We start from the raw sequence: 26,283 nt of genomic DNA on the forward strand, positions 1-26,283 counted from the left end.
TCGGATGGCACGCCTGCTGACGCTGCCGAAACCCCGCAGTGCAGTTGGTCTTCCAGCCGAGTCGGTTGTGAAGACCAGTTGAGCAATATGATTCCGAATCCTGCCCCATAGTTTTAGAGACGACCCATCACCGGCGTCCACTCGACGATTCGATGGTCCGGTACCAGGCCGTGGATGACGAAGGGATCGTGCGTGAAGAGCTGTGCGACCGTGTCGGTCGTGTCGGCCTCCACGAGGATGAAGGCACCGCTGTCATCGGCGTACGGGCCGCAGGCGATGACGATCCGCTGGTCGACCAATTCGGAGAGCCATGCTCGGTGTCCGGATCGGTACGTGTCACGGCCTGCGGCGGTTTGGGCTTAGTAGGTGTAGTCGACGACGAAGATTGGCATGGTTTCTGATTCCTCGTGGCTGCCAGCAGCGATAAACGACACCGAAGCCGCCGCGACCGATCTCATCGGCATCCTCGAATCCGGCCGTGCTCAACTCGGTCGCGACCGGGTGCGCGACGTCGCTCTGTGTCTCCAGTGGATCAAACTCGGCCATCAGCGGCTTCATTACCAAGCGGAGGCATCAGCAAGGACCCCGATCTCGGGACGCTCGGTCCATAGAGGACCGAGCGATCGACTGGAACCGCCAAAGCCTCGAAGACCCATGGTATATCCGCCTTTTGATACTTTGTCATCAGGATACTCCGCGGCGTGGTTGCGTCCGATCCTCCGGCCCGAGCAGTGTGTGCGCGATCCCGCCGGTTCGTTAAAGAATGGGGGAGGCGGGATCGAACATCGCCTGATACGGCCGCCGCCACCGTGGACTTGGGTGCTTGAACTGACCACCCCGGCTCAGGCACCACCCCGAGGAAAACGGCGGAGATGCCGAGAGAGTCGAATGCGCAGCACGTACGGGACCCTAGCGTGATCCGGGAGATCGGATCAGATTGGTAATCGGCAGCCCCGTCGTTGCCGGTTGGACGACGGGGCCGCCCGCATCCCGGGCGGGCGCCAGAACGCTCGGGATACGCTCGCTGCCGTCGGGCGGCAGCGGCACAGGGCCCCGGCCGAGCTGGTGGCTCGGGCTCTACGTGAGGGGGTGGAGGACAGGCGTGCTACGGCAATGCTGTCGGCTGCCTGTCCGGGGGTGATCGACTCCGCGTTCGACCTGTCGAGGATGGCGATGATGGTGTCGTAGATGCGTTCGACCCGATCGCGTATCCAGTCGGTAGTCACGTCGGTCATCGGCGAGCTGGGGGTGAGGCCGGTGCTCGTCGGTGCCTCGATGGGCGGTATGACGTCGTTGATCGGGCAGGGGGAGAACCCGGAGCTCGCTCGGGGTCTGGTCTTGGTCGATATCGCGCCGAAGGTCGAAACCGCCGGCACGGCGGAGATCATGGCGTTCATGCGCAGTGGCCTCGAGGGTTTCGCGAGCCTGGCCGAGGCTGCTGCGGCGATCGCGGCGTATACCCCGAACCGGGTTCGCAAGCCCAACCCGGATGGGTTGCGCAAAAACCTCCGCCTGCGTGATGGCCGCTGGTTCTGGCATTGGGATCCGGCGTTCCTTCGCCAGGGCGACGAACCGACTCGTCAGGCCGATTCGATCGTGCGATACGAACGCGCTCGGGCCGCCGCGGCCGCGGTCACGGTTCCCACGTTGCTCGTGCGGGGCACGCAATCCCATGTGGTCAGCGAGGAAGGCGCCAGGGAGCTGCTCGAGCTGATTCCGACGGCCACGCTGATTGACGTCGCCGGGGCCGGCCATATGGTCGCCGGCGATGACAGCGATGCCTTCAGTGGCGGATTGAAGGGATTCCTCGACGAAGACGTTATCGCAGCGCGCTACTGACGCGGTCGAGCCCTCGGACGCGACCGGTCGAGGGATCAGCTTAAATCTGCATCCGTGCCGGTTGCAGCGGCGAACCGGATTTGGCTCCGCAACCGGTCGCCGTCCGACTGATCCGTCCGTAGGCGATCGGAGTGGGTCAGCATCGTAATGCTGCACTGTCGGAACATTTCGCGAATCCAACGAGCGGGGCGATCGTAACCGTCAGGGCAGGAGGGGCGTGGGCGACCGAACCGCAGCAGACCTCGGATGGCGATCAAATAGTGGATCCGCCATGTTCGCGCTGCTACCGGTTCCCGTTATTCACAGGTGCGCGAGCATGGGGAACAGGGCGATCGCGGAGACGGTGATCCCTGCGGCGCCGGCAACGACGCCCAGGAGGGCCCGCAAGGATGCCGCCTCGTCGTCCGCTACCGCGGACCGCGACGTGGCGACGGCGCCGCAGACCACCGCGGCCAACCCCAGGAGGAAGCCGAGTCCGACCACCCAGAACGACGCCACGGATAGCGCCCCGATCGCGATCGACACCGCGGGCAGCCGCGACCCATGCTGTTTCGGTATCCCGTTGTCGTCGAGGGAGGAGCACATGCGGTGGTCGGCACGGGGGCTGTCGGGGACGGCGGCCGTCATGATCCTCCCTTTCACGGTTAACGAGTCGGGTCGACGAGGCAAGTACGATGGACGAGACCGAAAGTGTCGCCAAGAACTGTTCGGGCGCAACGGGAACGGTGGTGTCGAAGCCGTTTCGGAGGTCGAGGATTGCGACTCGGTCGAGGGTCTCCGCTTGTGACGAAGACCCCATAAGAAATTTAGCACTCGTGTCGTGGGAGTGCTAACTCTTTTTGCTAAGTAATTTCATGACCTCGCCACCCGCTGCGCGGGTGCATCATGCCGCCGCGCTCATTCGGCTGTGGGCATTCGCCGAGGTCCGAAGTGGGACGGTGCTGGCGCTTGATTGTGAGTGAAAGGGCTCGTTGTTATCTGGGGAGCCGAAGCGGTCCCGATGCCGTTGAGTGTGAATGCCGACCCATGTCGGCACGGCGGGGGGCGCTTGTTGCGGTTGCGGACCTGCCCGCGGGCTGTCGAAGTATTCGGCGAGACGGCGCCCGTGCCGAGATTCGTCCGCACGCGCCTATCGTGACACGGGCGGTACGCGGTACACTGTTGGCACAATCGGAGGTGGATATGCTCGTCGACCGAGATCGGGCCCGCGACTCGATCCATGCCTTGTCGGACCCGGACCTCGTGGAGCTGTTGGTCGAGGAGTTCTCCCGGCGCCCCGCCCTGCGTCCTGTCCGTGACGATGTGACGGCGTTGCTGTCGATGAGCCCCGCGCTGGCACGTCAACAGGAGCGTGCGGTCGCCAACCCGGCCGCCGCGGCGGTGGCCCGCACACGGATTGTGGCGTCCGTGCTGAACTCGATCGTCGACCAGCACGAGATGCTCGACTCCACCGCCGTCAGTCGTGTCCTGGGGAAGGCGCCCACCAGCCGCAACACCGCCAGCCGCCTGTCGGCGGCCGGCACGGTGATCGCGCTGCCGGTATCGGGGCACAAGCTCTACCCGGCCTTCCAGTTCGACGCCGACCGCCGGCAGGTCCGCCCGATCGTCGCCGAGATCAACCGGGCCCTCGGCGCGAAGGGCGACCCGTGGGGTGTGGCGTCCTGGTGGCTGAGCCCGACCGACTTCGCCGACGACCCGCGATCGCCGGCGGCCCTGGCCGTCGCCGGCGGGCACGAGCAGGATCTGCGGGACATGGCCGACGATCTGACGCAGGACTGAATCGGCAGTGTCCTACCCGGATCCACCCACACCGCTGCCGCCTGCCCTGGTCACCACGATCCCCGCCGATACCTCGCTGTGGCGCATCCACAGCGCCGCCCGCGGCGCCGCGGAGTTGAACCCCACCGCCCGGCCGAGGGCCCGGGCCGGGGGCCGGTTCGACAGTCTCGACGGCTCCTACGCGTACCTGTACCTCGGTGACAGCCCCGCTGCGGCGGTCGCCGAGACGCTCTGCCGCAACCTGCCGGTCGACCAGTCCCCGCGGCTGATCCCGCGGGCGACGATCGCCGGCCGGGTTCTGCGTGAACTGCGGACCACCCGCACGGTGAAGGTCGTGGACCTGACCGGAACCGGGGCGTCCCGGATCAACGCCGGCGCCTGGTTGTCCAAGTGCGACCCCTCAGGGTATCTGCACACCCGCCGATGGGTCGCCGCGATCCTCGCCGCGAACCCCGATGTCGATGGCGTGCAATACCGTCCGCGGCACGACGAGAACACCCTCGCCTGGATGCTGGCCGATGACCCGGCCACGCACACCCACCCCGCCGTCACCGCCGTCGGAGGGGTGATCGCGCTCGACTCCGCCGACGGGCACTACCTTTTGGGTGCGATTCTCACCCCGCACAACGCCGCGCTCGGACCCTGATCCAGCCAGTACCGGCAGATAGCGGCACGCCGGGTTTCGTGACGTCCATGGATCTGATTCGGGGACTGAACGGAACGTGAAATAGAGGCCGGCGACGCGGGCCGCGTCGAAAAATTTCCTTCGAACCGGGTTGTGCTGGGCGGTTACCTGGTTGGCGCCGGCAGTCGATGATCGTTGCGTGCGGGACCTCGCAACGCGACTGGCGGGCTCGTGTGTTGGGGTAACGGATTGCTCGGCAGAGTGGTTAGCGGTATCGGTTGGCGGTAATTCTGCCATCACACATTGCACAATTCGCTGCACACCCTGGACGCCCGGTCCCCGGCTACGGTCGGCATCAGGTGCAACTTTCTCGCCACAATCGCAACGCGTGGGAGGCATCAGTCTCGAGGTGTTGGGACGCGGGGACGCTGCGTGCGTCGATGGGCGAGCTGACATCGTTGATGACTTGCTCGATCCGCATTAGGGGTGGGTGGTTGGTGGGTGGGTTTCCCAGCAGTTCTCGTGCTTGCGTGCGTCCCACTGCGTAGTAGATGTGGCGAATCTTGGTGATGGATATTGCTGCGGTGCAGAGGGGGCAGGGTTCGCAGGAGGTGTAGAGGTCGCAGTCGCTCAGGTCCGGTCGTCCGAGTGCGCGGCAGGCGGCCCGGATTGCGAGGATTTCTCCGTGGGCGGTGGGGTCCAGGGATTCGTTGACGTCGTTGAGTCCGGTTGCAACGGTGCCGCCGTTGCGTGTCACCATCGCGGCGAACGGTGCACGGCCGGGTTGGTGGACCGCGCTCGCGGAGAGGTCGATGACCTCGCGCATCAGCCGTTCGATGTACATCGAATTCCTCAATTTCGTTGGTGGAAGTGTATTCGCGCGCATTGTTCGGCCCGGGCCGCTCCCGGGCCCGCCCGCAGGGGTCGGGGCGGGCGGACCGAGAAGCGGTGGCGAACTATCTTGCGGCGACGACGTTCATGTTGTCGGCGTAGAAGTCGACGTCGCGGGTTTCTGGGGTGCGATGGATCATGGTCAGGCTGACGGCGTAGCCGGCGACGAGCACGGCCACGATGCTCCACGTTGTTCCGGAGGTGTTGATCAGCCATGCCGCGAGGAAGGGTGTTGCGGCTCCACCGACCAGGTTGGTGAGGGTGTATGTCGCCGCGTGTCCGGAGTACCGCACGGGGGTGGGGAAGTGTTCGGCGAGTACGGCACCGAGGGCGCCGAAGGCCAATCCTTGGCCGTTGAGGGCGAGGATCATGCCGAGTGCCATCAATGGCCAGGTTTCGGTGTTGAGTAGTGGGAAGTAGGCGATGACGCCGACGAGGCTGATGATGGTGCCCGTGTACAGGACTTTCTTGCGTCCGACCCGGTCGGCGAGGTATCCGCCGGTGGGGGTGGCGATGGCGCCGAGCGCTGTTGCCGTCAGGACGAGGGTGAAGACGGTTTGTGACGACATCCCCAGGTTCTTGGTGATGTAGGCGGCGGAGTAGGTGTTGACGATGTAGGCGGTGGCGACGTTGGCGGCCCACAAGAGCGTCAGGCGTGAGACTGTCCGGGGGTAGCTCTTGAACATGGTGAGGATGGGGCGCCGCACGGGCGCATGCTTCTTCTTGGCTTCCTCGAACACCGGTGTCTCGTTGACGTACCGGCGGATCACAAAGCCGGTGATCGCCATGAGGAAGCCGACGAGGAAGGGGATGCGCCATGCCCATTCGATGAAGGCTTCTTCGCCGACGGCTCCACGGATGGCGACGAGTGTGAGCGAGACGATGCCGAGGCCGAGTGGGGCTCCGACGTTGACCAACGAGCCGTAGAGGGCGCGGCGGCCGGGCGGGGCGTACTCCATTGCCATCAGCTGCGCGGCGGTGGATTCACCGCCGAGGCTGAGGCCCTGCACGCAGCGGAGGGCGACGAGCAGCAGTGGTGCCCAGATCCCCCAACTGTCGTATCCGGGAAGCGCGGCCATGCCCAGCGAGGCCGCGGCCATCAAGATGATGGCGATGACCATCGCCTTTTTGCGGCCGGCGCGGTCGCCGATGTGGCTGAAGACCACTGCGCCTAGGGGGCGCGCTGCCAATCCGACACCGAATGAGGCCAGTGATGCGAGTGTGCCGGCGACGGGGTCGAGGCTGGGAAAGAAGACCTGGGGGAAGACGATCGCCGACACCGCGCCGTAGAGCCCGAAGTCGAACCATTCGAGCATGGTTCCCATCGGGGCTCCGATGAGGACGCGCCGGACATCTCTTCGGCGCTCGGCCTCGGTTTGCGGTGTTGTGGCTGTCTGGACCGACTGCGTGGATGCGGGATTACCGTTCATGTGATGGGCCTCGTGTGGTCGATGCTGGAGCGGCCGGCGTCTGGGACATCGCTGGCCCAGGATCCTGACACGCGGAAAGAGTGGAGCGGCACACGTCACCGTTGTGTACGGATCAGTTAGTCCATTATGGGTGTGATATTCACCGTCCGCTAGACCCTGATCCACATTATTTTCGATGCCCAACTAATCGTCGAGAGGTGTTGTTACGGAGGGATGAACACTCCCAGATCGAGCCTGGTCGGGTGCGGCGGACATCACTGCGGCCCGGGGCGCCAACCCATCTCAGATGCTGGTCGTGGGCGCTGTTTCTGGGGGCGCCTACTATTGAGACCCACACGGAGTGAGGAGGCGTGGTGCCCACAGGGGTGACGCGGAAGCGGGACAAAGAACGAACGCGCGAAGAGATTCTGGACACCGCCACCGAGGTGTTCGCCCGCATGGGCTATACCGGGGCCACGCTCGATCAGATCGCGGAGCGGACCGGGACCGCGAAACGGATGGTCTACTACTACTTCGGTGGGAAGGAGCAGTTGTTCATCGCGGTCCTCGAGCGTGCGTACCTGGGGCTCCAGGTCGCCGAGGAGGGCCTCGATGTCGACCAGCTCGATCCGGTGTCCGCGATCCGCAGCATCACTGGGTTGCTCTACGACCATCACGACAAGAACCCGTACATGCTCAAGCTGGTCGGCATCGAGAACGTCCATCAGGCCGAGCATCTTGTGAAGTCGGAGCTCCTGTCCAACCTGCGGACGCCGGCCATCGATGTGATCGATCGCGTGCTGAAGAAGGGGCAGGCGCAGGGTGTGTTCGTCCGCCAGGTCGATCCATTGGATGTACACATGCTGATCAGCGCGTATTGCGTGTTCCGCGTGGCGAATCGGTACACCTTCAGGGCTCTTTTCGGGCGCGATCTCCGCGATCCCGACTATCGGGACCACTATCGCGCGATGATCGGCGATCTCATCGTCAGCTACCTGACGACAGGGGCGGCGCCGGGGATGCCCTGACGCACCGAAGGCCCTGCAGGGGATACATTTTCACAGTGAAGTTGGGCGAGCCCGTGCGCGATCTGGCGCCGGGCTCGCCCGCTTTTGCGTGACCTCTTTCCGCGACGCGGCGCGATCTCACCCGCCCTACCTCTTGCGCAGTCGCCCACGCCGGCCTTAATGTATGGAACGGTTAGTCCATTAGCTCGGTGGGTGCCGTTGACGCACGCAACGTCCGGACCCGGATTCGAAGGGAAGCCTTGTGCAGGAAACCTTGATCAAGAACGTCCGCCCGCTGGCGGGCTCCGCCGTGGACATCCTGGTGCAGGATGAACGCATTGCTGCCGTCGGACCGTCGTTGACGTCCTCGGCGCCCGACGCACAGGTGATCGACGGGGACGGGCACCTGGTCCTGCCCGGATTCGCCGACGCCCACACCCACATCGACAAGTGCACAGTCGGGCTGGGCTGGTACAGCCGCAGGTCAGGACGCTCGTGGGCCGAGATGATCAAGGACGGCCAGGACTACCGTGAAAGACCGGATTTCGACCACCACGTCCAGTCGTCCCGCCAGGCGCGGGCGTCCATCGCAGCAGGCACAACTCACCTTCGGACCTTTGTCGACATTGATCCGAGCGCGCGACTGAAGGGCCTCGAAGGTGTCCTCAAAACTCGCGAGGACTTGGCCGGGGCGCTCACGATCAACATCGTCGCGTTCGCGCAGAGCGGGCTGCTGGTGACGCCAGGCGTCGAAAAACTCCTCGAGGAAGCCCTGCAAAATGGGGCAGATTCCGTCGGCGGCATGGACCCCGCCTACTACGACCGCGACCCGGTCAAGCACCTCGACGTGATCTTCGGCCTCGCGGAGAAGTACGACAAGGACGTCGACATTCACTTCCACGAGGTGGGTACCCTCGGTGCGTTCACCTGCGAGTTGATCATCGAGCGGGTCAAGACCTTGGGATGGCACGATCGCACCGTGATCAGCCATCCGAACTTCCTCGGCGACATCGAGCCCGCCTACGCGGACAGGCTGATCGAGGAGCTCGCCGAGAATCGCATCTCGATCACGAGCAACGGCCCCGGCGGGTCACATCCGAATCCGCCGGTGAAGCGTCTGCATCAAGCAGGAGTGGCCTGCGGAATGGGAAACGACGGCGTGGGGGATACCTGGAATCCGTTCAACCGGCCGGACGTGTTGAACCGCGCGTACCTCGTTGCCTTCCGAAACCGTCTCAGCGGCGACGACGAGCTGGAGATCGCCCTGGACCTCGCCACCTACGGTGGCGCACGGGTGATGCGGGCCGAATCGTACGGGCTCGAGGTCGGATGCTATGCGGATCTGGTTCTTCTGCCTGGCGAAACGCACGTGCAGACGATCATCGAACGCCCGACCGAGCGCCTCGTCCTCAAGCGTGGGCGCATCGTCGCCCGCGATGGCGAATGCCTCGTGTAACATCCGCGTTCGGCGATCGCACAACCTGAGAATCCAGTCGACTAGGCATCCAACCCGGTCGGTGCGCCCGCGGCGAATCGTCGGACGCTGCCGGCGAATGGGTCTTCCTTCCAGTTCATTCGGGCGGCCACCGGCTAGCGGCTCGTGCCGGTACCCGTTCTCGCAGACGCCGACCTGGGGCACGCGATCGGCCATCGATTCTCCCGTGCAAGGACATCGATGGCAACGCAGTTCCCATCTCGTCGAGGGCTGAACGATGGGTGTGCATCCTGCCACACCCACCGTTCAGCCCTGCTACCAACACATATCCACGCCAGTCGTCGGTGAAAGGCCCAGAAGTGACTGCAACACACATCGATGCGTTCCCGCTCGTCCAAACAGGGGACGGCATCACCACCGGTGTCCGGTACGTGCCGGCGGAACCGGATACCGTCCTCTGGGGGACTCTGCCGTGCAGCACCGATGCTGCAATCGTGTCGGTGGAACCAGGCGAGACCATCGTCGTCGACACCGTCAGCCATGAGGGACTTCTCCCTGACCAGGGTTCCGACCCGGTCGCCTTCTTCGGCCGACACGGAGTCCCATCCGATCAGATACTCACCGATGCAAGAGAAATCGCCAGAATACGAACCCCGGCACCCGGGCAGGGGCCACATATCGTGACCGGTCCGATCGCCGTCTCCGGTGCACGCCCAGGGGATCTGCTCGCGGTACGAGTCGACGACCTCGTCATGCGGGCACCATACGGTGTCATCTCGACCCGCCACGGACGGGGCGTCCTGCGCGGGAACCCGGTGTTGTCGGGGAACTACGGATCGTTCTGCCCGGTGACTGCGGATCCCGACCGAGGGTGGGTGGCCTCGATGGCACTGCGCCCCGACGAGCACGAGAGTGCCTCGTTTCCGCTGCAACCGTTCCTCGGAATCATGGGTGTCGCAACTGATTCCACGAGTCGAGCGAACTCGATCCCGCCCGGACATCATGGTGGCAACCTCGACATCAAGCTGTTGACGGTCGGCAGCACGCTCTACCTCCCCGTGCAGGTGGCGGACGCACTGCTGTACGTCGGCGACCCGCACTACGCCCAAGGAAACGGGGAGGTCGCGCTGACTGCGCTCGAGGCTCCGCTTCGCGCGACACTCACAGTCGATGTCATTCCCGCCGCAGATCTCGGCGAGCTGACCCGGGTCACCGGCCCATTCGCCATCAGTGACGGCCTCCTCATCCCGACGGGACTGCACGAAGACCTCGGCCAAGCCTTGTCGTCCTGTGTTACCAACGCCGTGCAGATGCTCGTCTCTCTGTTCGGCATGGATCGACAGCAGGCGTACCTGTACCTGAGTGCGGCAACCGACTTCCAGGTCTCCCAGGCCGTGGATCTCGTGCAGGGAGTCCACGGTCAGATCCGCACCAGCGACTTCGGTCCCACCGGATGGGCTTCGCTTCAACGTCTGATCCTCTCGTCGAGGCCTTAGCCGTTCCTATGGAATTCCCTCTTCCGCAGCCCTTCTCAGTGCGCTGTCTACTCATCGCGCTACGCACAGCCGCGGAGAGGTCGACGGTGACCCCCGCTTCGGTGCGCTGGCCCGGACGTGTTGTCCGCGCCCGCGGTACGTAGATGTCGGGCGTCAGGCTCGACGGAACTGCCGCGTTCGGGCGGCCCGCGCTATCCCCCTCTTGAGAGAGTCGAAAATGCTTGTAGTCCAGTAACTTTCAGTTAACAGATCGTAGGTCTCGCGCAACATTTGGGTGACACACTCGAGACTCGGAATGAGCAGCATCCACAGGTAGTCGATGCCCGCCGCTGTGCAGCGTGGGCTCGTCCATCCTCCGAACCCCCGCTATCAGAATCCGGGAACCCCATCGTCGAGGTCGGCATCGTCGGGATCCGGGACTGAGCCTGTCTACCGCGAAGGGCAATCATGACGACAGACGCACTATGCGACGTCCCACTAGAGGTGAGGCAGTCGTATGCCAGAAGCCGATCGCTCAGAGTCGGGCCCCAGATTCTCGCAGGCGGTTCACCGACCGGCCCGCTCGCCGGCACCTCGACCGTCGTCAAGGATCTATTCGCGATTGAGGGCCACCGAATCGGTGCCGGAAACCCGGATTGGCTTGCCGCTGCCCGCATCGAATCGTCGCATGCCTGGGCCGTGAAACGCTGGACGGACGCCGGGGCCTCGGTCATCGGAATCGCACACAGCGACGAGCTCGCATTCAGTCTCTCCGGCACCAACGCCCACTACGGGACCCCGGTGAACGCGGCTGCTCCGGAACATGTTCCGGGCGGCTCGTCGAGCGGCTCCGTCGCAGCGGTGGCGGCAGGACGCGTAGACTATGCCCTCGCCACCGACACTGCAGGGTCCACCCGTGTCCCCGCCTCGTACTGCGGCACGTTCGGAGTACGCACCACCCACGGCAGAATCCCGATGACCGGCGTGGTTCCACTGGCACCGTTCTTCGACACCGTCGGTGTGCTCGCCGCTACGGGCGAGGCGTTGCAGCGGGCAGCGACCGTCCTGTTGGAACCTGGTGCCGGCCCGCAGGCCACTGCCGCGCCGCCCACCGAGATCGTCCTCGCGACCGACCTACTCGCGCTGGCTGACTCCGACACCGCTGCCGCCGTGACCGCAGCAGCGCGAGGACTGGCCGAAGTCGCTGGGGTACCGGTCACCGAGGCGACACTTGCTGGGGTGGGCACCCTCGCCGACTGGCAGCAGCTGTTCACAGTGCGCCAGATGGCGGACATCTGGGCAACTCACGGCGCCTGGGTGACAAGTCGGCACCCCAACCTGGGGCCGGGGGTGACGTCACGCATGCGCCAGGCCGCCGCGGCGGATCCCGAGCGGGCCCGGCTCGCAGACGTAGGACGAGAGATGGTCCGCGAGAAGATCGAATCCACGATCCCGCCGGGAGGCATGCTGGCCTTCGCAACGGCCGCGGGGCCGGCACCACGAATCGACCTTCCCGGTACCGCCAAAGCCGAACTGCGGAACCGCACCATCGCCATGACCTGTGTGGCCGGGCTCGGCGGACTCCCCGCCGTATCCCTCCCGCTGACCACAGTTGCGGGACTGCCGGTAGGAGTGTGCCTCGTCGGCCACCCGGGCGACGACGAGACGCTGCTCGCAGCGGCAACAGTGGCAGACCGCCTCCTCGCGCCGATCCGGAGAGTGAAGCCATGACATCGACCACTCTGTTGTCGGCTCGGCTGCTCGACAGTGACCGGCCAGTCGACATATGCATCACCGACGGACGGATCTCGTCGGTGACCTCTGCCGGAACCGCACCTCTAACCGCAGGCGTCACCCACGACGCCGGCGGGCGAGTGGTACTGCCCGGCTTCGTCGAACCACACCTCCATCTGGACAAGGCCTTTCTGGGAACACCGGCCGCCGGTGGGTCGCTACGCGAGGCGATCGCACAGACTGCAGCGGCGAAGGCACTGTTCACCGACCGCGACGTGCGTACGCGTGCACTTCGTGTTCTCGCCCGAGCCGTCGCCCACGGAACCACCGCGATACGCGCGCACACCGAGATCGACCCCGACATAGGTCTGCTGTCGGTCCGAGTAATCGACAATTTGGCACGTCAGCTTGCTGGCGTCGTCGACGTTCAGGTGGCGCCATTCCCGCAGGAGGGACTGTTCTGCCGTCCCGGCACGATGCCCCTGCTGCGGGAGGCCCTCGAAATCACCGGAACCGTCGTCGGTGGATGCCCTTATGCCGAGGACTCGCTGCGGCACGCCCAACGGCACGTCGACGCAATTCTGGACCTCGCTGTCGAGTTCGGGATCCCGGCAGACCTGCACCTCGACCTGGCGAACGACGACACCGATCCACGCTTCACGCTCGCCGAGTACGTTGCTCACCAAACCGTGGCAAGGGGACTCGAAGGTCGCGTGGCCATCGGCCACGTCACCACCCTGGCGGCATTGTCCCTCTCGGCTCGAGGCCGAGTGCTCGACGCTCTCGCCGCCGCGAGGATCACCGTTGTCGCCCTGCCGGCGACGGACCTCTATCTCATGGGTCGCGACGACGAACGAAATGTTCGACGCGGTGTCGCTCCGATTCGCGAGTTGTGGTCGGCCGGTGTGCCGACGGCTTTGTCGTCGAACAACATTCGGAACGCATTCACTCCCACAGGGAGAGCGGACCCGCTCGACATCGCCCTTCTCGCGGCCCGAGTCGCGCACGTGTCCTCGCCGGACGAGTTCACGCGTATCGTTGGCATGACGACTGTTGCGGCCGCTGCGGTGGTCCGTCCGGGTGAGCCCCACGGCGTCACGGTTGGCGCTCGCGGCGATCTAGTCGTCCTCGACACCGAGGATCCCACCACGCTGCTATTCGATCAGCCGCCCAGAACTCTCGTACTGACGGGCGGGCTACCGGTCTACACCGAACGTCGGGAACGCGACTGGCATCACAGGGCCCGACAACTCGAACTAGCGAAGTAACAGTTGGCCCGTGGAGAGTTCTGTTCCTGGAAGCGATTGGGCCAACGAGTTGGCGTGAGGTTCGCGGAGAGCGACGAATTGGTGGTCTAGGTGGATTGACTAATGGGCATAGCGCTGGGGAGGAAACGGCAGGGACAGGATGAGTATCGCGGACTCCGCGAGTGCGGTCGCTCGGCTAGTTCCGATTCTCGGTGGTAGCGACGCTGCGAGGCGGTCGAGAGTTGGGGTTCTTCCGTGTTCGATGCGCCGACCGGGCAGGGTGGTGCTTATGCTCGATCTCGGGAGTTTCGCCGAGCGAAGAGGTGCATCAAGATGGCCCGACACAGCGGCAACCGGCCGGTCGATGGCCCGGAGTTGACGGTCGGTGTCCGGGTGCTGGTCCGCAGGAGCGCCGGGGCCGATCTCACCGGTGAGGTGGTCGAGGATTATGCGGCAGTGACCGACCCTGGCGGCGGTGGGCACGCGTGGGCGCCGGTGCATCGGTGGGCGGTCGCGCTCGACGACGGTCGGCTGGTCTTTGCCGACACCGAAGACCTGACCATCGATCCGGGCTCCTACCGCTCCGCCCCGAACCCGAACCCGAACTCGGCCCCGGGTTCGGCCGTGCAGACGCCCGGCCGACACCGGGGAGAATGATCGGCGGCGGCCGCTTCGTAGCCGGTTTTGGGGCGGCGTCGGGCATCGTGCACACGAATTGCGCGAGCAGTCAGTCCATTACATGAATGACGTGGATGAGGTGCTGAAGGGGGTACGTCGATCGCGCCGCATGATTTGTCGGGGTATGCCTCAGTCGTGGCATAGCCGTACCGGACGTGTTTCGTGCTGTGTGTTGTTCGGAACTGATGTTTCAGGCTTAGCGTGTCCGGTATGAGAGGAGATGAGGCTCGCGTGGCCCGGGCCTTCGCGGGGTGGTTGTCGTCTCAGGGGTGGATGGTGCGTACCGAGGTGGATTTCGTCGACATCGTTGCCGAGAAGGACGGACGCCGGCTCTACGTCGAGGTCAAGGGTGCGACGACCGAGCCGGGGTTGGATGTCGATACTGCGATCGGGCAGCTGGTGAGGCGGATGCCGAGCGAGCCGGATCAGGCGGTGTCGTTTGCGTTGGTGGTTCGTGACGAGCGGCGGTCGGTGGAGGCTGCGGTGCGGGCACCTCAGCGGATTCTGGATCTGTTGGGGATGGCGCTGTATGCGGTTGATGAGGACGGTGGTGTGCGGCAGCTCTTCGGCCGCATCTGAGACTGTTCCCGGCACAGGCGGGGGCCACCGGCCAGTGGGGTGGCCGGCAGCATCGTCATGCGGTGATGGTGGGGGAGGGCGGTGATGGGGCGGTAGCTTAGTCGGTGAGAGCCGTGGACTCATCATCGGTTTGGTCGCGGGTTCAGGCCTGTCCGCCCTACCGCCTCCATTGGGGGCCGTCGGTAGGCCCGTGAGATGACGACAATGCGCGGGTCGAGTGTGGGATGCGGTGTGTCCGGCGGTGGCGGTCTCCGTGCAGGCCAGCGGAGACGGAGGATTGCACCGTTTGTGGTGTGAAGGCGTGCGGGTCCTCGGATACTCCGATGGTCTCAGGTGCAGTCCCGGCAGATCAGCTGTGCGGGATCGATCGGGAGTGTGGGTTGCTGCGCGCATTGCGTTGCTGCGGGCTGGGGTTATCCGGTGTGGCGTCCGCTGTACGCGCAGAGCAGACCCCAAGCCGCGGCGAATCCGGCGATTTGGCTTTCGTTGGGGCATCGGGAAGTGCCGCCCCGAAGATTGCTGCGTCACCGAAATCGGACGCGGCACGGGCGGCGACCGCGACGCGTAGCGCCGGCCCGGTCGGTGCCAGGACCATCGCGAGCCCGCTGGCGGTGTCGCGCACTGCGATGGCCCGGATCAGGGTCGCGACGTGGGAGGGGATGGTGCCGTCGGTGGCGGTGAGCTTGCACGGTGTGGCGAGAAGTCGGGGTGAGGCGATGAGGGCGAGGCGGTAGGTCGCGGTCGATGCTCCGAGAAGGCGGGCAAGTGCGGGCGTGGGGGTCATCAGTGCCGCATACCCCGAATACGTGTTCCGGACGCGCTGGCACCCGAGACGAGGGGCAGCCTCGGCGCGGTTCCTGTACTTCCTGTCGTGGGTTGCTGGCCGCCGTCGCGGTGAGGATGCATCGGACGGAGCCGGCTCTGCCGGCGCAGGAAAGGTTGTCGAGCTGTCGCAGCCGGCCGAAATTGAAGTGTCTGGGGGTCTGGCCCGATGCCTCGGACTCGGAGACCTCTTCGGTGGCGCTAACTCGCGTGCGGCCGGAGATCTTTGTTTCGGCCGAGGCTCGACTCGGGGTGAACGGGTTGTGTCCGGGCTCGGCGGAGGCTCTCGGACATCACTCGTTGCCACCACAGGTCCAACGGGCTCGGGTCCGGCCATCGAATCGGATCGTCGTCCGCTCCGAGATCGCGGCCGTCGTTACGGTCGTCGATGTGAGGCATGTTCGGTACACCCTTTTCGGTCAGGTGCGTCCGGTCACCGGATGCACCGCGCTCCCTGCACTGTTCGGCGACGACGCACCGGTCTTCGTCGTCGCTGTCGGTGGGTTACCCGAAACAGCGTCCGATTACCCGCACCGCGGTGCGCCGGGCCCCCGTGGCGGGTCAGGCTGGTCGGTCGCGGCGTGTCTGATCTCGTCGGGACCAGGCCTACAGGTCCGCAGCCCACCGCCGATACGGCCCCCACGCGGCCGTGACGTCACATCCGGTACCCGGGCGACGGTAGAGAAACAGGTCGCCACCGCACGCCGACCGATCTGCGGAACAGTCCGCAGACCAGGACCGGGGATGGAGCACCGGTCGAGGTCAGTGGGTGGCGACCTGTTGCTCGTCGCGGAAGTCCAGAGATCGCCGCACCGACAGATCTCGCAGGGAACAGACTTCGGCTCTCGCACCGGACGGGTCCGCGACATCACAGGACCGCCTGGACTCTGCGACTCGGCGCTCTTGTGGTCGGTCGTTGCCGGGTCGGTTGCCGCGATGACCCGCCACACCGGCACGGCTGCGGAGGTGGTGTATTGCGCGATTGTTTTGTGGGCGAGAACAGGGGCCACGATGGTCAGGTCAGCGCCGCCAGTCGACCGGATCGGAGCAGAATTCGTATCGGTGGGTGTGGTTGTCGACCGGGATCACATCGGTTTCGCCGTCCTGGTAGATGACCAGCCAGGAGTCGCGGCCGTCTGAGGGTACGGTCATCACGATCTGGGCCCATTGTCCGGTGCGGTAGCCGTGTTTGTTGTTGCGGCGGACGAAGTCTCCGACGCGGTTTCGGGTGAGGCTGGCAGTCATCAGGTTCTCCGGTGGTGGGGTGATGGCACGGTGGGTGGCCGTGCCGAGTCGTCGCCGTGCTCGTCGAGGCGACGGTGATGGTGGTGGTTGTGGGGCGTCGCACCGGCATCGGGTAGGCATCGACGCCGGTGCGACGAGTCAGCGGTGGTCTTCGTCGCCGATGCGGTGGACGTGGATCAGGTTGGTCGAGCCGACGGTGCCCGGAGGCGATCCCGCGACGATGACGACGAGGTCGCCCCGCTGGTACCGGCCCAGGCCGAGGAGCGCGTGGTCGACCTGGTGGATCATCTGGTCGGTCGACTCGACGGGGTCGACGAGGAACGTCTCGGTGCCCCACGTCAGCGCGAGTTGAGCGCGCACCGCCGGGAGCGGGGTGAACGCCAGCAACGGCAGCGGAGTGTGCAGCCGCGCGAGCCGCCGGACGGTGTCCCCGGATTGGGTGAACGCGACGAGCGCCGCGGCGCCCAATCGTTCCCCGATGTCGCGTGCCGCGTAGGACAGCACACCGCCCTTCGTGCGGGGCACGTGTGCCAGCGGCGGAACGTGTGTGGACTTCTCCTCCACGGCACTGATGATGCGGCCCATGGTGCGGACCGTCTCCATCACGTGCTTCCCGACGGACGTTTCACCCGACAGCATGACGGCGTCGGCGCCGTCGAGGACGGCGTTGGCCACGTCGGACGCCTCGGCGCGGGTGGGCCGCGAGTTCTCGATCATCGACTCGAGCATCTGCGTCGCGACGATCACCGGCTTCGCGTTCTCGCGGGCGACCTGGATGGCCCGTTTCTGCGCGAGCGGCACCTGTTCGAGGGGAAGCTCGACACCCAGATCGCCGCGGGCGACCATCACGGCGTCGAACGCCAGCACGATCGCCTCGAGGTTGTCGATCGCCTCCGGTTTCTCGAGCTTCGCGATCACGGGGACCCGGCGGCCGACCCGGTCCATCACGGCATGGACGAGTTCGATGTCTGCCGCAGATCGCACGAACGACAGGGCGATGAGGTCGACACCGAGACGCAGTGCGAACTCGAGATCGGCGATGTCCTTGTCCGACAGGGCCGGGACCGACACGTTCATCCCCGGCAGGGACACACCCTTGTTGTTGCTGACCGGGCCGCCCTCGGTGACCCGGCACACGACGTCGTTGCCGTCGACGCCGGTGACGACCAATCCGATCTTGCCGTCGTCGACGAGCAACCGGTCACCGGGCTCGGCGTCCTCGGCCAGTTGCTTGTAGGTGGTCGACACACGGTCGTGGGTGCCGTCGCACTCGTCGACGGTGATCCGCACGACGTCGCCGTCCGACCAGACGGTGCTGCCTTCGGCGAAGCGCCCCAACCTGATCTTCGGGCCCTGGAGGTCGGCGAGTACACCGACCGCCCGGCCGGTGAGTTCGGACGCGTCCCGCACCCGGAGGTAGTTCTCCTCGTGGTCGGCATGTTCGCCGTGGCTGAAGTTGAGCCGTGCGATGTCCATTCCGCAGTCGACGAGTTCGCGTATGCGGTCGCCGGTTGCCGTTGCGGGCCCGAGGGTGCAGACGATCTTCGTGCGGCGCCCGCAGCTGGGGGTCGGTGCCGGCGATCCTGTCGCCGGTGTCGGCTGCATCGTGTTCTCGCTGATGTGGACGGGTGCTGTCGGTTGCCGAAAAGATTTCTGCGCCAGAGGCATTGAAGTCACTCTCGTGTCGGGATGTGCGGGCGTCGATGCGGCTGTCAGGTTGGTGGCAGCGCGTGATGGGCGCGTGATGCTGCCGGGGTGGGTGCGGTTTCGGCATGAGCGGGAGAGGGTGTCTCGTCCGGGGGAGTGTCCTCGGCGGGTGCGTTCTGTGTGTTCCGGTTGACGCGCCGTGACCAGGCGGACGTGATGACGGGGCACAGAATTGCGGTGACGACGGTGGAGGCGGCGACGAGGACGGTGGCGGTCTCAGCGGCAGGAGCGTAGATGGGGTTGGCCTCGGCAACGATGGCGGGAACGAGCGCGGCGTTGCCGGCGGTGGTGGCTGCGGCCAGACCGGCGACGCCGTCACCGCCGGAGATCTTGTCGGCGAGGAACAGGACCAGCCCACCGCCGAGGACGACGAAGAGTCCGAGCAGGATGCCGAGGAGTCCGGCGTCGACGACCGAGGTGAGGTTGATGGTCAGGCCCAATGCCAGCCCGAGGAACGGCACCATCGCGGGAACGGCCGGTGCGAGGAGTGCACGCATCTTCGGGTCGAGGTTGCCGACCAGCATGCCCAGGGCCAGCGGCAAGATGGCGCCGACCAGTGCCTGCCAGGGGAATGCGGCCAAGCCTGCGATGCCGAGTGTGACCATGGTCAGGAAGGGTCCCGATTCGAGGGACATGATCGAGTACGCGCCGGCGTCCTTCTTCCGCCCGTACTGACCCATCAGGGAGATATAGAGACCGCCGTTGGTGTCGTTGAGGGCGGCGACGATCGCCAGGACGGACAGTCCGGCGAAGAATCCACCCTCGATGGGCGCCTCGCCGAGAATCCTGCCGGCGACGATACCGACGACGGCGGCGAAGGCGATCTTGCTGCCGAGGAGCACTCCCCCCTTTTTCATGATGTACGGGGTGGAGCGCACTTCCAGGGTCGCTCCGAGGCAGAAGAAAAACACCGCCAGGATCGGGGCGAGGCCGGTGAAGAACGCCCCGGTGAACGAGCCGAAGAAGCTGCCTGCTCCGGGTGCGAAGGTATGGATGACGGCGCCGAGGAGCAGCGGAATGAGCATCATGCCGCCGGGAACCTTGTCTATGGCGGCTTTGATGGGGACGGTCATGGGATTCTCCCTTGAAGGAACCGGTAGGTCCGCAATTTTCATGATCTGTCAGGGACGTCGCCCACGGATAGTCGGGCGCGGCGGTGGTGCGGCCGAGGGGAATTCGTCGAAACGAGTTCACTGCAAGTCCGGAGTGCCCGGACGGCTCGGGCTCATCGGGCGGCGACTTCGGCCGATCCGCTTGTGCGTACCTTTCGTACGTACATTAAGCGTGACTGCGGTCACTGTCAACGGGCAGCGCGCCGAATCCGCTCCCGGGAGTCGTCGTCAGTGCCTGTCGGCCCGAGGGGGGTGCCCACGTCGTAGTAGGGGCGGGGAGCTGCAGGGCGGATACGCCACATGGCAGGACTGTCCCTGCGGACCGCCCCTTCGGCATCGCCGCTGGCCAGTCCGTGGCCGACACGCAGCCTCGTACCGGTGGGCGGTTCTTGCCGCCGGCCGGTCGACCGGAAGCGGTGACCGCAGAAGGAGCGGAGGGTCCTGCGGGGTTAGCGGGTGCCGTCGATCTCGGCGAGTGCGGCGTCGAGTTCACGCGCCATCGAGCGCAGTCGGGTGACCTGTTCGGGCGAGATCGCCGCAGGTGTGGTGGCGACTTGTGCGTCGACGTCGAAGACCGTGTTCGCGCGGTGCCAGACGCTGAACCATTCGAGGCCCTGCCCGCTGGTGTCGCGGGTGACGCCTTCGAGGAGAAGGAGCGGGTCCCCGGTTTCGACCTCGAGGGAGTACGCCAGGTTCGGGTCCGCGGCGACGGCTTGGACGTGCCGTGGGCCGCCGGCGGGTGTGTAGCCGTGCGCCCGCATGAGGGCCAGCAGCGAGTTGCCCTCGAGCAGTTCCTCGGTGAAGTGGGGAAAGAGTTCGCGGGGTACCCAGGTGCGCATGTAGGCGACCGGGACATCGTCCAGGTAGCGGACGCGCTCGATCTGCCAGGCGCGTCCGGTCCCCAGTTCGTCCAGTGCCGCGTCCGGCGGCGCGGACGGCTGGACGCTGACGACATGCGTGCGCAATTGCTGCCCCTGCGCGACGGCCTGCTCGCTCAAGCCTCCGGCGCGTTGCACGCTGCGCCGGAGCACGGGAGCGGCGGCGACCACGCTTCCGCGACCGCGCTGGCGGTGAATCAAGCCACGGTCGGCCAGGCTCGCCAGCGCTTGCCGGACCACGCTGCGGGAGACGCCGAACTGTTGCTGCAATTCGTCCTCGGTGGGCAGCGCGGACCCGGGCGGCAGGGCATGGCTGGAGATCTGCTGATGCAGGATGTCGAAAATCTGCACGTGAAGTGGGCGCGCATCATCGCGGTCGACGCGCGGGGGTTGCCCCGCCACTTCCGTGTGCACGACCTCATCGTAGGCGTGCGCAATGGCGTTGACGTGCATTGGATCCTCATTCGGTTGACGGTGACTGCAATCACAGTCTAATGTACGTACGAAAAGTACGCACAAACTTCGCCGCGATGTCGGCGGAGAAATGTGAAACATCAGATGCGTCAGGTCGACGCCCGCCGAACGCGAGCGGCCGACCCACGATTGGAGACTTCATGCGGGATCAGCGCACGGTGCGATGCACCTACTACCTCGAGTCGGAAATTCCTCCGGAGAAGGCAGCAGCCCTGATGGCGGGGGAACAGTCCAGCGGCACGTTTGTCCCGGTGCCGGGAGAGTCGGCTCGGATCCGGGAACGACATGCCGCGCAGATCGTCGAGGTCGAGGAGTTGGGGGTGTGCCCGCCCTCGCTCGCCTCCCGTGCGGCCCCGGAAAAGGTCCGAGCCGCACTGGTGACGGTGGATTTCCCGATGGAAAACATCGGGACCGACCTGGCGACCCTGCACACCACTGTCGCCGGGAATCTCTTCGAGCTCGGTGACCTGTTCGCCTGCCGGCTCGAGGCGCTGACGCTGCCCGAGGAATTCGTCTCCGCGCACCCCGGCCCCGCCTACGGGATCGGGGGTACCCGGGAGCTGATCGGCGCCGCTCCGGGCGTGTTGATCGGCACCATCGTCAAACCGAATGTCGGGTTGTCCGAAGACGAGTTCCGGCTCGTGGTGCGGGAATTGGCGAGGGCATCGATCGATGTCATCAAGGACGACGAGCTGATGACCGATCCCGACTACCTGCCACTGGAACGACGCGTCGCGGTCGCCACCGAGGAGATCGCTGCCGCCGAGCAGGTCACCGGACACCCGACGATGTACGCGTTCAACATCACCGGCGACCTGAAAGGTCTGCGCAAGCGACACGACACGGTCGTTCGAGCCGGTGGACGATGCGTGATGCTCAACATTCCGGTCATGGGCATCCCGGCACTCGAATGGCTGCGCTCGTTCACCGAAGTCCCCATCCACGGACACCGCGCCGGCCTGGCGGCATCGATGCGCGCAAAAGGTGTGGGCATCGACTACCAGGTATGGCAGCAGCTCGCCCGACTCGCCGGTGCCGACCACCTGCACGTGAGTGGGCTGGGCAGCAAATTCTACGAACGCGATGCGCAGGTCACCGCGAACGTGCAGTCCCTGCTGGCACCCCTCGGTAAGACGACCACGCCGCTGCCGGTGCTGTCCTCCGGCCAGAACGTGACCACACCCGCGCCGACCTTCGACGCGGTCGGATCGACGGACCTGTTGATGCTTGCCGGTGGCGGAGTAGCCGCCCACCCGGACGGTCCCGCCGCCGGTGTCCGGAGCCTGCGCGCAGCGTGGGCGGCGGCCGTCGACGGGGTCCCGCTGACCACCGCCGCCGCGGGCCGCGCCGACGACGGCGACACCGACCTCCTGCACGCGGTGCAGGCGTTCGGGGGGAACTGACATGGCCTCCTTCGGATTCGTCGCCGACGATCTCACCGGCGCCAGCGACGTGCTCGCACAGGCACATCGATACGGGCTCGATGCGGTTCTCGTGATCGGCGACGCAGCACTACCCGCCGACGCCGACGTCGTCGGTATCGCCGGGCCGGCGCGGTCCCTCGGCGGGACGGCCTTCGACGAACACGTCCGCGGCGACCTCGCCCGCATCGCCGAACTCGATCTCGAGGTACTGCTGTACAAGGTCTGCTCGACGTTCGACAGCTCACCGAAACTCGGCAGCATCGGCCGCGGCATCGAACTGCTCCACGAACGATTTCCCGATCACGGACCCATCCCGGTGGTGCCGGCGCAGCCAGGATTCGGCCGGTTCACCGCGTTCAGTCACCACTACGCCACCTACGGCGGGCGGATCTACCGACTGGACCGGCACCCGGTCATGGCCACCCACCCCTCCACTCCGATGCACGAGGCCGACCTACGCGAACTCCTGGCCGAGCAGTTCGGCATCGAGATCGCACCCGGTGCGATTCAGCTGCCGACCTACGACGACGGCACCTTCACCCAGGCGTGGGAACAGCACCGCGCCGCGGGCGGACCGGCGTTCGTCGTGGACGCCGTCAGTGACACCCACCTCGACACCGTCGCCGCGGCCCTACGCACGCAGCCGGACTCACCGACCCCGGCGATCGTCGTCGGATCCGGGGGCGTCATGGCCGCCCTCGCCCGCACCACCGGGCACCGCACCCCCATCACCCCCGACCCGCACCGCGCCAGCGGCCCGGTCCTGGCGGTCAGCGCCTCGGCGTCGAGTGTGACCGCGCAGCAGATCGCCGACGCCCTCGACCACGGCTGGGCCGAGGTGCCGGTACCGCTCTCCCTGTTGGCGTCCCGCGAACCTCGGCAACTGGCCGCCCTCGACGCGGCGGTGTCGGCGGCACTGTCCGCCGGCCGGGATGTCGTGGTGCACACCACCCGAGGAACCGACGACCCGCGCTTCTCGAACCTCGGACCGGTCGACCCCGCCCACGTGGGATCTGTGATCGGTTCTCTCGCCGCCCGAATGGCGTCCGCGGGCCTGACCCACGACATCGCCGTCTTCGGCGGCGACACCTCGAGCCACGCCCTGATCGCCATGGGCGTGGCGCAACTACGGGTCACCGAACAGTTCGTCACCGCCGGTCCGATCTGCCACAGCGACGACGCAGCGGCCGTCGCAGGATGCCGCCTGCTCCTCAAGGGCGGACAAGTCGGGCCCCCGGACATCCTGAGCCGCTTCGCCGGCCACCTCCCTGCATAAACCACACCCCTGAAACGAGAGAAAGAAGGAAACCCGTGAGAGCGGTTATGAAATCAGCAGCGCAACGCGGCGTCGACTACGTCACCGACGCCGCCGACCCGAAGGCCGGCGACGGCCACGTCGTCATCGAGGTCGCCGCGGCGTCCTTGTGCGGCACCGATCGGGAACTGTACGAGTGGACACCGTCCGCGCAGGCATTCAACCTGAACCTGCCCGTCATCCTCGGTCACGAAGGCGCGGGAACCGTCGTCGAAGTCGGGCCCGGTGTCACCGGGCTGACCGTCGGCGACCGTGTGGCGCTGGAAAGTCACCTCACCTGCGGCCAGTGTTTTCCCTGCCGCACCGGTGACGCACACACCTGCGAACGAACCGGCATCATCGGCATGCACATCGACGGGCTCTTCGCCGAACACATGAGCGTGCCGGCCGGGATCTGCGTCAAGCTGCCCGACGCGTTGTCCTTCGAGTCCGGCGCTCTCCTCGAAGCGGCCGGTGTCGCCGTCCACGCCATTCAACGAGCCAACTACTCGGTGGCAGGACGGGCCGTACTGATCAGTGGCGCCGGCCCGGTCGGCCTGGTGCTCGCACACCTGGCACAGCTGATGGGCGCCGCCTACACCGTCGTCGTCGAACCGAACGAATACCGCCGCGGCCAGGCCACCACGCTCGGCGTCACCGCCCTCGCCCCTGGAGACGGCGTCGTCGAACGGTGCCGGGAACTGACCGGAAAGCGCGGTGGATTCGACGTCGCCTTCGAATGCTCGGGCGCCCCGTCGGCCCTGAACACGTTGCTCGAGGCGGTTCGCCGCGAGGCGACCATCGTCACGGTCGGCCACCCGAGCCGCCCGATCGACATCGACATCGCCGCCTACATCAACAAGAAGGGCATCACCCTGCGCGGGATCTTCGGGCGGCGACTGTGGGAGACCTGGGAACAGAGCCTGCTCCTGCTCGATTCTGGCCGACTCGAGCTCGACTGGCTGATCACCCACCGGATGAAACTCAGCCAGATCGACGAAGCGGTCGAACTTCTCACCGGCGATGCCTGCAAGGTGCTCCTGGTCCCCGGCCTCGGATAACCCCCAGTGTTGATCGCGATCTCGCGTGTGGGGGAAAGTCGGAATATTCACCCGGGCGATCTGTTCCTCGCTAGTACATGTCGTTCCTCCCGGAGGGCGGGCGACACGCGTTGATAAAGTTCCAAACCCAATGGATGTGATGACGCTGATCAACCTGCATCGGGCAGGGGAATACCGCACCTTTCGAATACCGCACCCACCAGTCTGCGACGGTCGCGGCGCTGAACTACCACGGCCGCCCACACCTGGGGGAAGACGCCAATCTCGGTGCGCACTTCACTTCCTAGTCGAGCACCGCGCTTGTCGGCGCCGTGGTCTGGGCCGTCTGGAAGTCGTCTCCCTGGTGAACGGCGGCCGCTCCACCTACCGCTATTGATCGGTGGCCGAACGTGAGGATCCCTGTCCCTCGAGGTATAGACGGTCGGCGGTACGTTAACCATTCGTCCTCGAGATGGCGCTTCCGCTGGGTGGCACTACACGGCGCCCGTTGAGAGCAAGAAAGGGTTGCGGCTCCGCAAACAGCGACAAGCGATGACCATCGACGCCGACCAACTCAAAGGCTCACTCGCTGTGGGCTTCCGGGCGGTGTACCTGACCCGGCGTTAGCGGGGTTCTCTCGGTGGTATTTCGAACTGTTCCAGTCCTGTTCCCAGCGCCGCAACCGGTTCCGGGTGAACAGTCGGTGTGTGAGGGCCGTGGAGAGCAGGACCGCGCCGGCCGCGAGTGCCCACACCCCGCAGGCGGAGGTCACCGCGAGGACAGTGCTTTCCCGGCTGTCGGGGATGGGGCCGGTGAGGTGCCGTCGGCGTCCACGTCGATGGTGATGGTCTGGCCGGCTTTCGCGGGGGCGTGGGGTGGGCACGGCGGCGATGCGTTCGCCGTGGGGTGTGGACCAGTGGGCCCGGGCGGTGTTCTGGATGCCGGTGGGGCGAAGCGCGTAGTCGGGGGAGTCGGCGGCGCCGGGGATCAACAGCAGGACCACGGCCGGGCGAGCAGCACGATGGCGGCTTCGTAGCGGTCGCTGGGACGCATCAGGTGGTCGCGGCTCCACGGGCGCATCCGCCACCACCGGATCGGCGTGGGCACCGGAGTGCCACTTCCTCCCGACGCATGGTCACCTCCAGCAGGGTGTCCGGTTCTCCTTCCTTTCGATTGTGAGACGGAATCGAAAGGCCGGGGTGTTTCCGCGCGTTGCTCGGTAGGCGCGAAACTCGCGGTCGAGTTTGGCAACCGCACCCGAAGCCCGCACGCAGATCGGGTTGTCACACACCTCGCCGCTGAGCGGCGAGATTGTGCGGGAAGCCTGGTTGCGCAACCACATTCCGACACTGTTCTGGCAGACACTCGGCCGAGCCGGGATCAGGAGAGCGACAGGTGTGAAGGGGAGGGTGAGTGAAAATGAATCGTCAACGAGTGGATGCAGTTTGGGTCAAGACGGCGGTCTGTGTCAGCCGAATTACTTGCCGATATGCACCGCACGCTCTGCCGGTCGCTCGTTGACGCACCTTCACGGTTAGTCTGTGCGGTGATGGATACGTCCGAGCAGGTCGCCCGTGCGTCGGCGGCCG

At 66.1% G+C, this 26,283-nt stretch carries 21 protein-coding genes and 2 pseudogenes; 13 read left to right on the top strand and 10 right to left on the bottom strand.

Annotated features, from left to right (window positions below):
* Nucleotides 1-113: 113 nt before the first annotated feature.
* Nucleotides 114-392, bottom strand: a pseudogene (locus tag OYT95_RS24090) (YciI family protein).
* A gap of 829 nt (nucleotides 393-1,221) precedes the next feature.
* On the opposite strand from OYT95_RS24090, the pseudogene OYT95_RS24095 reads away from it, so the two are divergent.
* Nucleotides 1,222-1,839 (top strand): annotated as a pseudogene (locus OYT95_RS24095) (alpha/beta fold hydrolase); the annotation flags it as partial.
* A gap of 300 nt (nucleotides 1,840-2,139) precedes the next feature.
* Here the strand turns inward: OYT95_RS24095 and OYT95_RS24100 are convergent.
* Entirely contained in the window at nucleotides 2,140-2,466 is a 327-nt protein-coding gene (locus OYT95_RS24100) for a hypothetical protein (RefSeq protein WP_268789306.1), read from the bottom strand.
* Nucleotides 2,467-3,021: 555 nt separating this feature from the next.
* Here OYT95_RS24100 and OYT95_RS24105 point away from each other — a divergent pair.
* Nucleotides 3,022-3,618 (top strand): hypothetical protein, encoded by a 597-nt coding sequence (locus OYT95_RS24105; protein WP_268789307.1) that lies wholly within the window; start codon nucleotides 3,022-3,024, stop codon nucleotides 3,616-3,618.
* Nucleotides 3,619-3,625: 7 nt separating this feature from the next.
* Entirely contained in the window at nucleotides 3,626-4,264 is a 639-nt protein-coding gene (locus tag OYT95_RS24110; protein ID WP_128641116.1) for an RES family NAD+ phosphorylase, read from the top strand.
* Between the two features lie 334 nt (nucleotides 4,265-4,598).
* Here the strand turns inward: OYT95_RS24110 and OYT95_RS24115 are convergent, their stop codons facing one another.
* Both OYT95_RS24115 and OYT95_RS24120 read right to left on the bottom strand, forming a co-directional pair.
* Entirely contained in the window at nucleotides 4,599-5,087 is a 489-nt protein-coding gene (locus OYT95_RS24115) for a nucleoside deaminase (protein ID WP_268789308.1), read from the bottom strand.
* Between the two features lie 112 nt (nucleotides 5,088-5,199).
* Nucleotides 5,200-6,459, bottom strand: coding sequence for an MFS transporter (locus OYT95_RS24120; RefSeq protein WP_268789309.1), 1,260 nt, complete (start codon nucleotides 6,457-6,459; stop codon nucleotides 5,200-5,202).
* 458 nt (nucleotides 6,460-6,917) lie between these two features.
* Between OYT95_RS24120 and OYT95_RS24125 the strand changes: the two genes are divergently transcribed.
* From OYT95_RS24125 to OYT95_RS24155, 7 genes are all read left to right on the top strand, one after another.
* Entirely contained in the window at nucleotides 6,918-7,571 is a 654-nt protein-coding gene (locus tag OYT95_RS24125) for a TetR/AcrR family transcriptional regulator (RefSeq protein WP_268789310.1), read from the top strand.
* A gap of 241 nt (nucleotides 7,572-7,812) precedes the next feature.
* On the top strand, nucleotides 7,813-9,006 hold the full coding sequence (locus OYT95_RS24130; RefSeq protein ID WP_268789311.1) for an amidohydrolase: 1,194 nt from the start codon (nucleotides 7,813-7,815) through the stop codon (nucleotides 9,004-9,006).
* Between the two features lie 338 nt (nucleotides 9,007-9,344).
* Nucleotides 9,345-10,481 (top strand): acetamidase/formamidase family protein, encoded by a 1,137-nt coding sequence (locus OYT95_RS24135; RefSeq protein WP_268789312.1) that lies wholly within the window; start codon nucleotides 9,345-9,347, stop codon nucleotides 10,479-10,481.
* A gap of 447 nt (nucleotides 10,482-10,928) precedes the next feature.
* A complete protein-coding gene (locus OYT95_RS24140) occupies nucleotides 10,929-12,191 on the top strand; it encodes an amidase family protein (protein WP_268789313.1) in 1,263 nt (420 codons plus the stop codon).
* Nucleotides 12,188-13,462, top strand: a complete 1,275-nt coding sequence (locus tag OYT95_RS24145) for an amidohydrolase family protein (RefSeq protein WP_268789314.1) — start codon at nucleotides 12,188-12,190, stop codon at nucleotides 13,460-13,462. Before OYT95_RS24140 ends, OYT95_RS24145 begins: the two co-directional genes overlap by 4 nt.
* Before the next feature lie 312 nt (nucleotides 13,463-13,774).
* Nucleotides 13,775-14,098, top strand: coding sequence for a hypothetical protein (locus tag OYT95_RS24150; RefSeq protein ID WP_268789315.1), 324 nt, complete (start codon nucleotides 13,775-13,777; stop codon nucleotides 14,096-14,098).
* A gap of 252 nt (nucleotides 14,099-14,350) precedes the next feature.
* Nucleotides 14,351-14,698: a hypothetical protein gene (locus OYT95_RS24155; RefSeq protein ID WP_268792266.1), complete on the top strand. Its 348-nt coding sequence runs from the start codon at nucleotides 14,351-14,353 to the stop codon at nucleotides 14,696-14,698.
* 349 nt (nucleotides 14,699-15,047) lie between these two features.
* Here the strand turns inward: OYT95_RS24155 and OYT95_RS24160 are convergent, their stop codons facing one another.
* From OYT95_RS24160 to OYT95_RS24180, 5 genes are all read right to left on the bottom strand, one after another.
* On the bottom strand, nucleotides 15,048-15,482 hold the full coding sequence (locus OYT95_RS24160) for a hypothetical protein (RefSeq protein WP_268789316.1): 435 nt from the start codon (nucleotides 15,480-15,482) through the stop codon (nucleotides 15,048-15,050).
* A 1,058-nt stretch (nucleotides 15,483-16,540) separates the two neighbouring features.
* Nucleotides 16,541-16,765: a hypothetical protein gene (locus OYT95_RS24165; protein ID WP_268789317.1), complete on the bottom strand. Its 225-nt coding sequence runs from the start codon at nucleotides 16,763-16,765 to the stop codon at nucleotides 16,541-16,543.
* A gap of 138 nt (nucleotides 16,766-16,903) precedes the next feature.
* On the bottom strand, nucleotides 16,904-18,370 hold the full coding sequence (gene pyk, locus OYT95_RS24170; protein WP_268792267.1) for a pyruvate kinase: 1,467 nt from the start codon (nucleotides 18,368-18,370) through the stop codon (nucleotides 16,904-16,906).
* Nucleotides 18,371-18,477: 107 nt separating this feature from the next.
* Nucleotides 18,478-19,545, bottom strand: a complete 1,068-nt coding sequence (locus OYT95_RS24175; RefSeq protein WP_128641126.1) for a 2-keto-3-deoxygluconate permease — start codon at nucleotides 19,543-19,545, stop codon at nucleotides 18,478-18,480.
* Nucleotides 19,546-20,033: 488 nt separating this feature from the next.
* Nucleotides 20,034-20,915, bottom strand: a complete 882-nt coding sequence (locus tag OYT95_RS24180) for a GntR family transcriptional regulator (protein WP_268789318.1) — start codon at nucleotides 20,913-20,915, stop codon at nucleotides 20,034-20,036.
* 161 nt (nucleotides 20,916-21,076) lie between these two features.
* Between OYT95_RS24180 and OYT95_RS24185 the strand changes: the two genes are divergently transcribed.
* The 3 genes from OYT95_RS24185 to OYT95_RS24195 are packed head-to-tail and all read left to right on the top strand — an operon-like array spanning nucleotide 21,077 to nucleotide 24,715.
* Nucleotides 21,077-22,339: a RuBisCO large subunit C-terminal-like domain-containing protein gene (locus OYT95_RS24185; RefSeq protein WP_268789319.1), complete on the top strand. Its 1,263-nt coding sequence runs from the start codon at nucleotides 21,077-21,079 to the stop codon at nucleotides 22,337-22,339.
* A gap of 1 nt (nucleotide 22,340) precedes the next feature.
* Nucleotides 22,341-23,636 (top strand): four-carbon acid sugar kinase family protein, encoded by a 1,296-nt coding sequence (locus OYT95_RS24190; protein WP_268789320.1) that lies wholly within the window; start codon nucleotides 22,341-22,343, stop codon nucleotides 23,634-23,636.
* Nucleotides 23,637-23,683: 47 nt separating this feature from the next.
* Nucleotides 23,684-24,715, top strand: coding sequence for a zinc-dependent alcohol dehydrogenase (locus OYT95_RS24195; RefSeq protein WP_255221638.1), 1,032 nt, complete (start codon nucleotides 23,684-23,686; stop codon nucleotides 24,713-24,715).
* A 553-nt stretch (nucleotides 24,716-25,268) separates the two neighbouring features.
* Here OYT95_RS24195 and OYT95_RS24200 read toward each other — a convergent pair.
* A complete protein-coding gene (locus OYT95_RS24200) occupies nucleotides 25,269-25,697 on the bottom strand; it encodes a hypothetical protein (protein WP_268789321.1) in 429 nt (142 codons plus the stop codon).
* Between the last annotated feature and the right edge of the window lie 586 nt (nucleotides 25,698-26,283).

The sequence above is a fragment of the Rhodococcus sp. JS3073 genome (assembly GCF_026810085.1).
Lineage (GTDB): Bacteria > Actinomycetota > Actinomycetes > Mycobacteriales > Mycobacteriaceae > Rhodococcus_F > Rhodococcus_F wratislaviensis.

What these genes read in the sequence shown, in the direction of transcription:
- OYT95_RS24185 (WP_268789319.1), top strand. Translation starts at nt 21,077, where the DNA reads ATGCGGGATCAGCGCACGGTGCGATGCACCTACTACCTCGAGTCGGAA.
- OYT95_RS24115 (WP_268789308.1), bottom strand. Translation starts at nt 5,087, where the DNA reads ATGTACATCGAACGGCTGATGCGCGAGGTCATCGACCTCTCCGCGAGC.
- OYT95_RS24195 (WP_255221638.1), top strand. Translation starts at nt 23,684, where the DNA reads ATGAAATCAGCAGCGCAACGCGGCGTCGACTACGTCACCGACGCCGCC.
- OYT95_RS24100 (WP_268789306.1), bottom strand. Translation starts at nt 2,466, where the DNA reads ATGACGGCCGCCGTCCCCGACAGCCCCCGTGCCGACCACCGCATGTGC.
- OYT95_RS24150 (WP_268789315.1), top strand. Translation starts at nt 13,775, where the DNA reads ATGGCCCGACACAGCGGCAACCGGCCGGTCGATGGCCCGGAGTTGACG.
- OYT95_RS24140 (WP_268789313.1), top strand. Translation starts at nt 10,929, where the DNA reads ATGACGACAGACGCACTATGCGACGTCCCACTAGAGGTGAGGCAGTCG.
- OYT95_RS24120 (WP_268789309.1), bottom strand. Translation starts at nt 6,459, where the DNA reads ATGGGAACCATGCTCGAATGGTTCGACTTCGGGCTCTACGGCGCGGTG.
- OYT95_RS24165 (WP_268789317.1), bottom strand. Translation starts at nt 16,765, where the DNA reads ATGACTGCCAGCCTCACCCGAAACCGCGTCGGAGACTTCGTCCGCCGC.
- pyk (WP_268792267.1), bottom strand. Translation starts at nt 18,370, where the DNA reads ATGCAGCCGACACCGGCGACAGGATCGCCGGCACCGACCCCCAGCTGC.
- OYT95_RS24190 (WP_268789320.1), top strand. Translation starts at nt 22,341, where the DNA reads ATGGCCTCCTTCGGATTCGTCGCCGACGATCTCACCGGCGCCAGCGAC.
- OYT95_RS24145 (WP_268789314.1), top strand. Translation starts at nt 12,188, where the DNA reads ATGACATCGACCACTCTGTTGTCGGCTCGGCTGCTCGACAGTGACCGG.
- OYT95_RS24105 (WP_268789307.1), top strand. Translation starts at nt 3,022, where the DNA reads ATGCTCGTCGACCGAGATCGGGCCCGCGACTCGATCCATGCCTTGTCG.
- OYT95_RS24160 (WP_268789316.1), bottom strand. Translation starts at nt 15,482, where the DNA reads ATGACCCCCACGCCCGCACTTGCCCGCCTTCTCGGAGCATCGACCGCG.
- OYT95_RS24180 (WP_268789318.1), bottom strand. Translation starts at nt 20,915, where the DNA reads ATGCACGTCAACGCCATTGCGCACGCCTACGATGAGGTCGTGCACACG.
- OYT95_RS24175 (WP_128641126.1), bottom strand. Translation starts at nt 19,545, where the DNA reads ATGACCGTCCCCATCAAAGCCGCCATAGACAAGGTTCCCGGCGGCATG.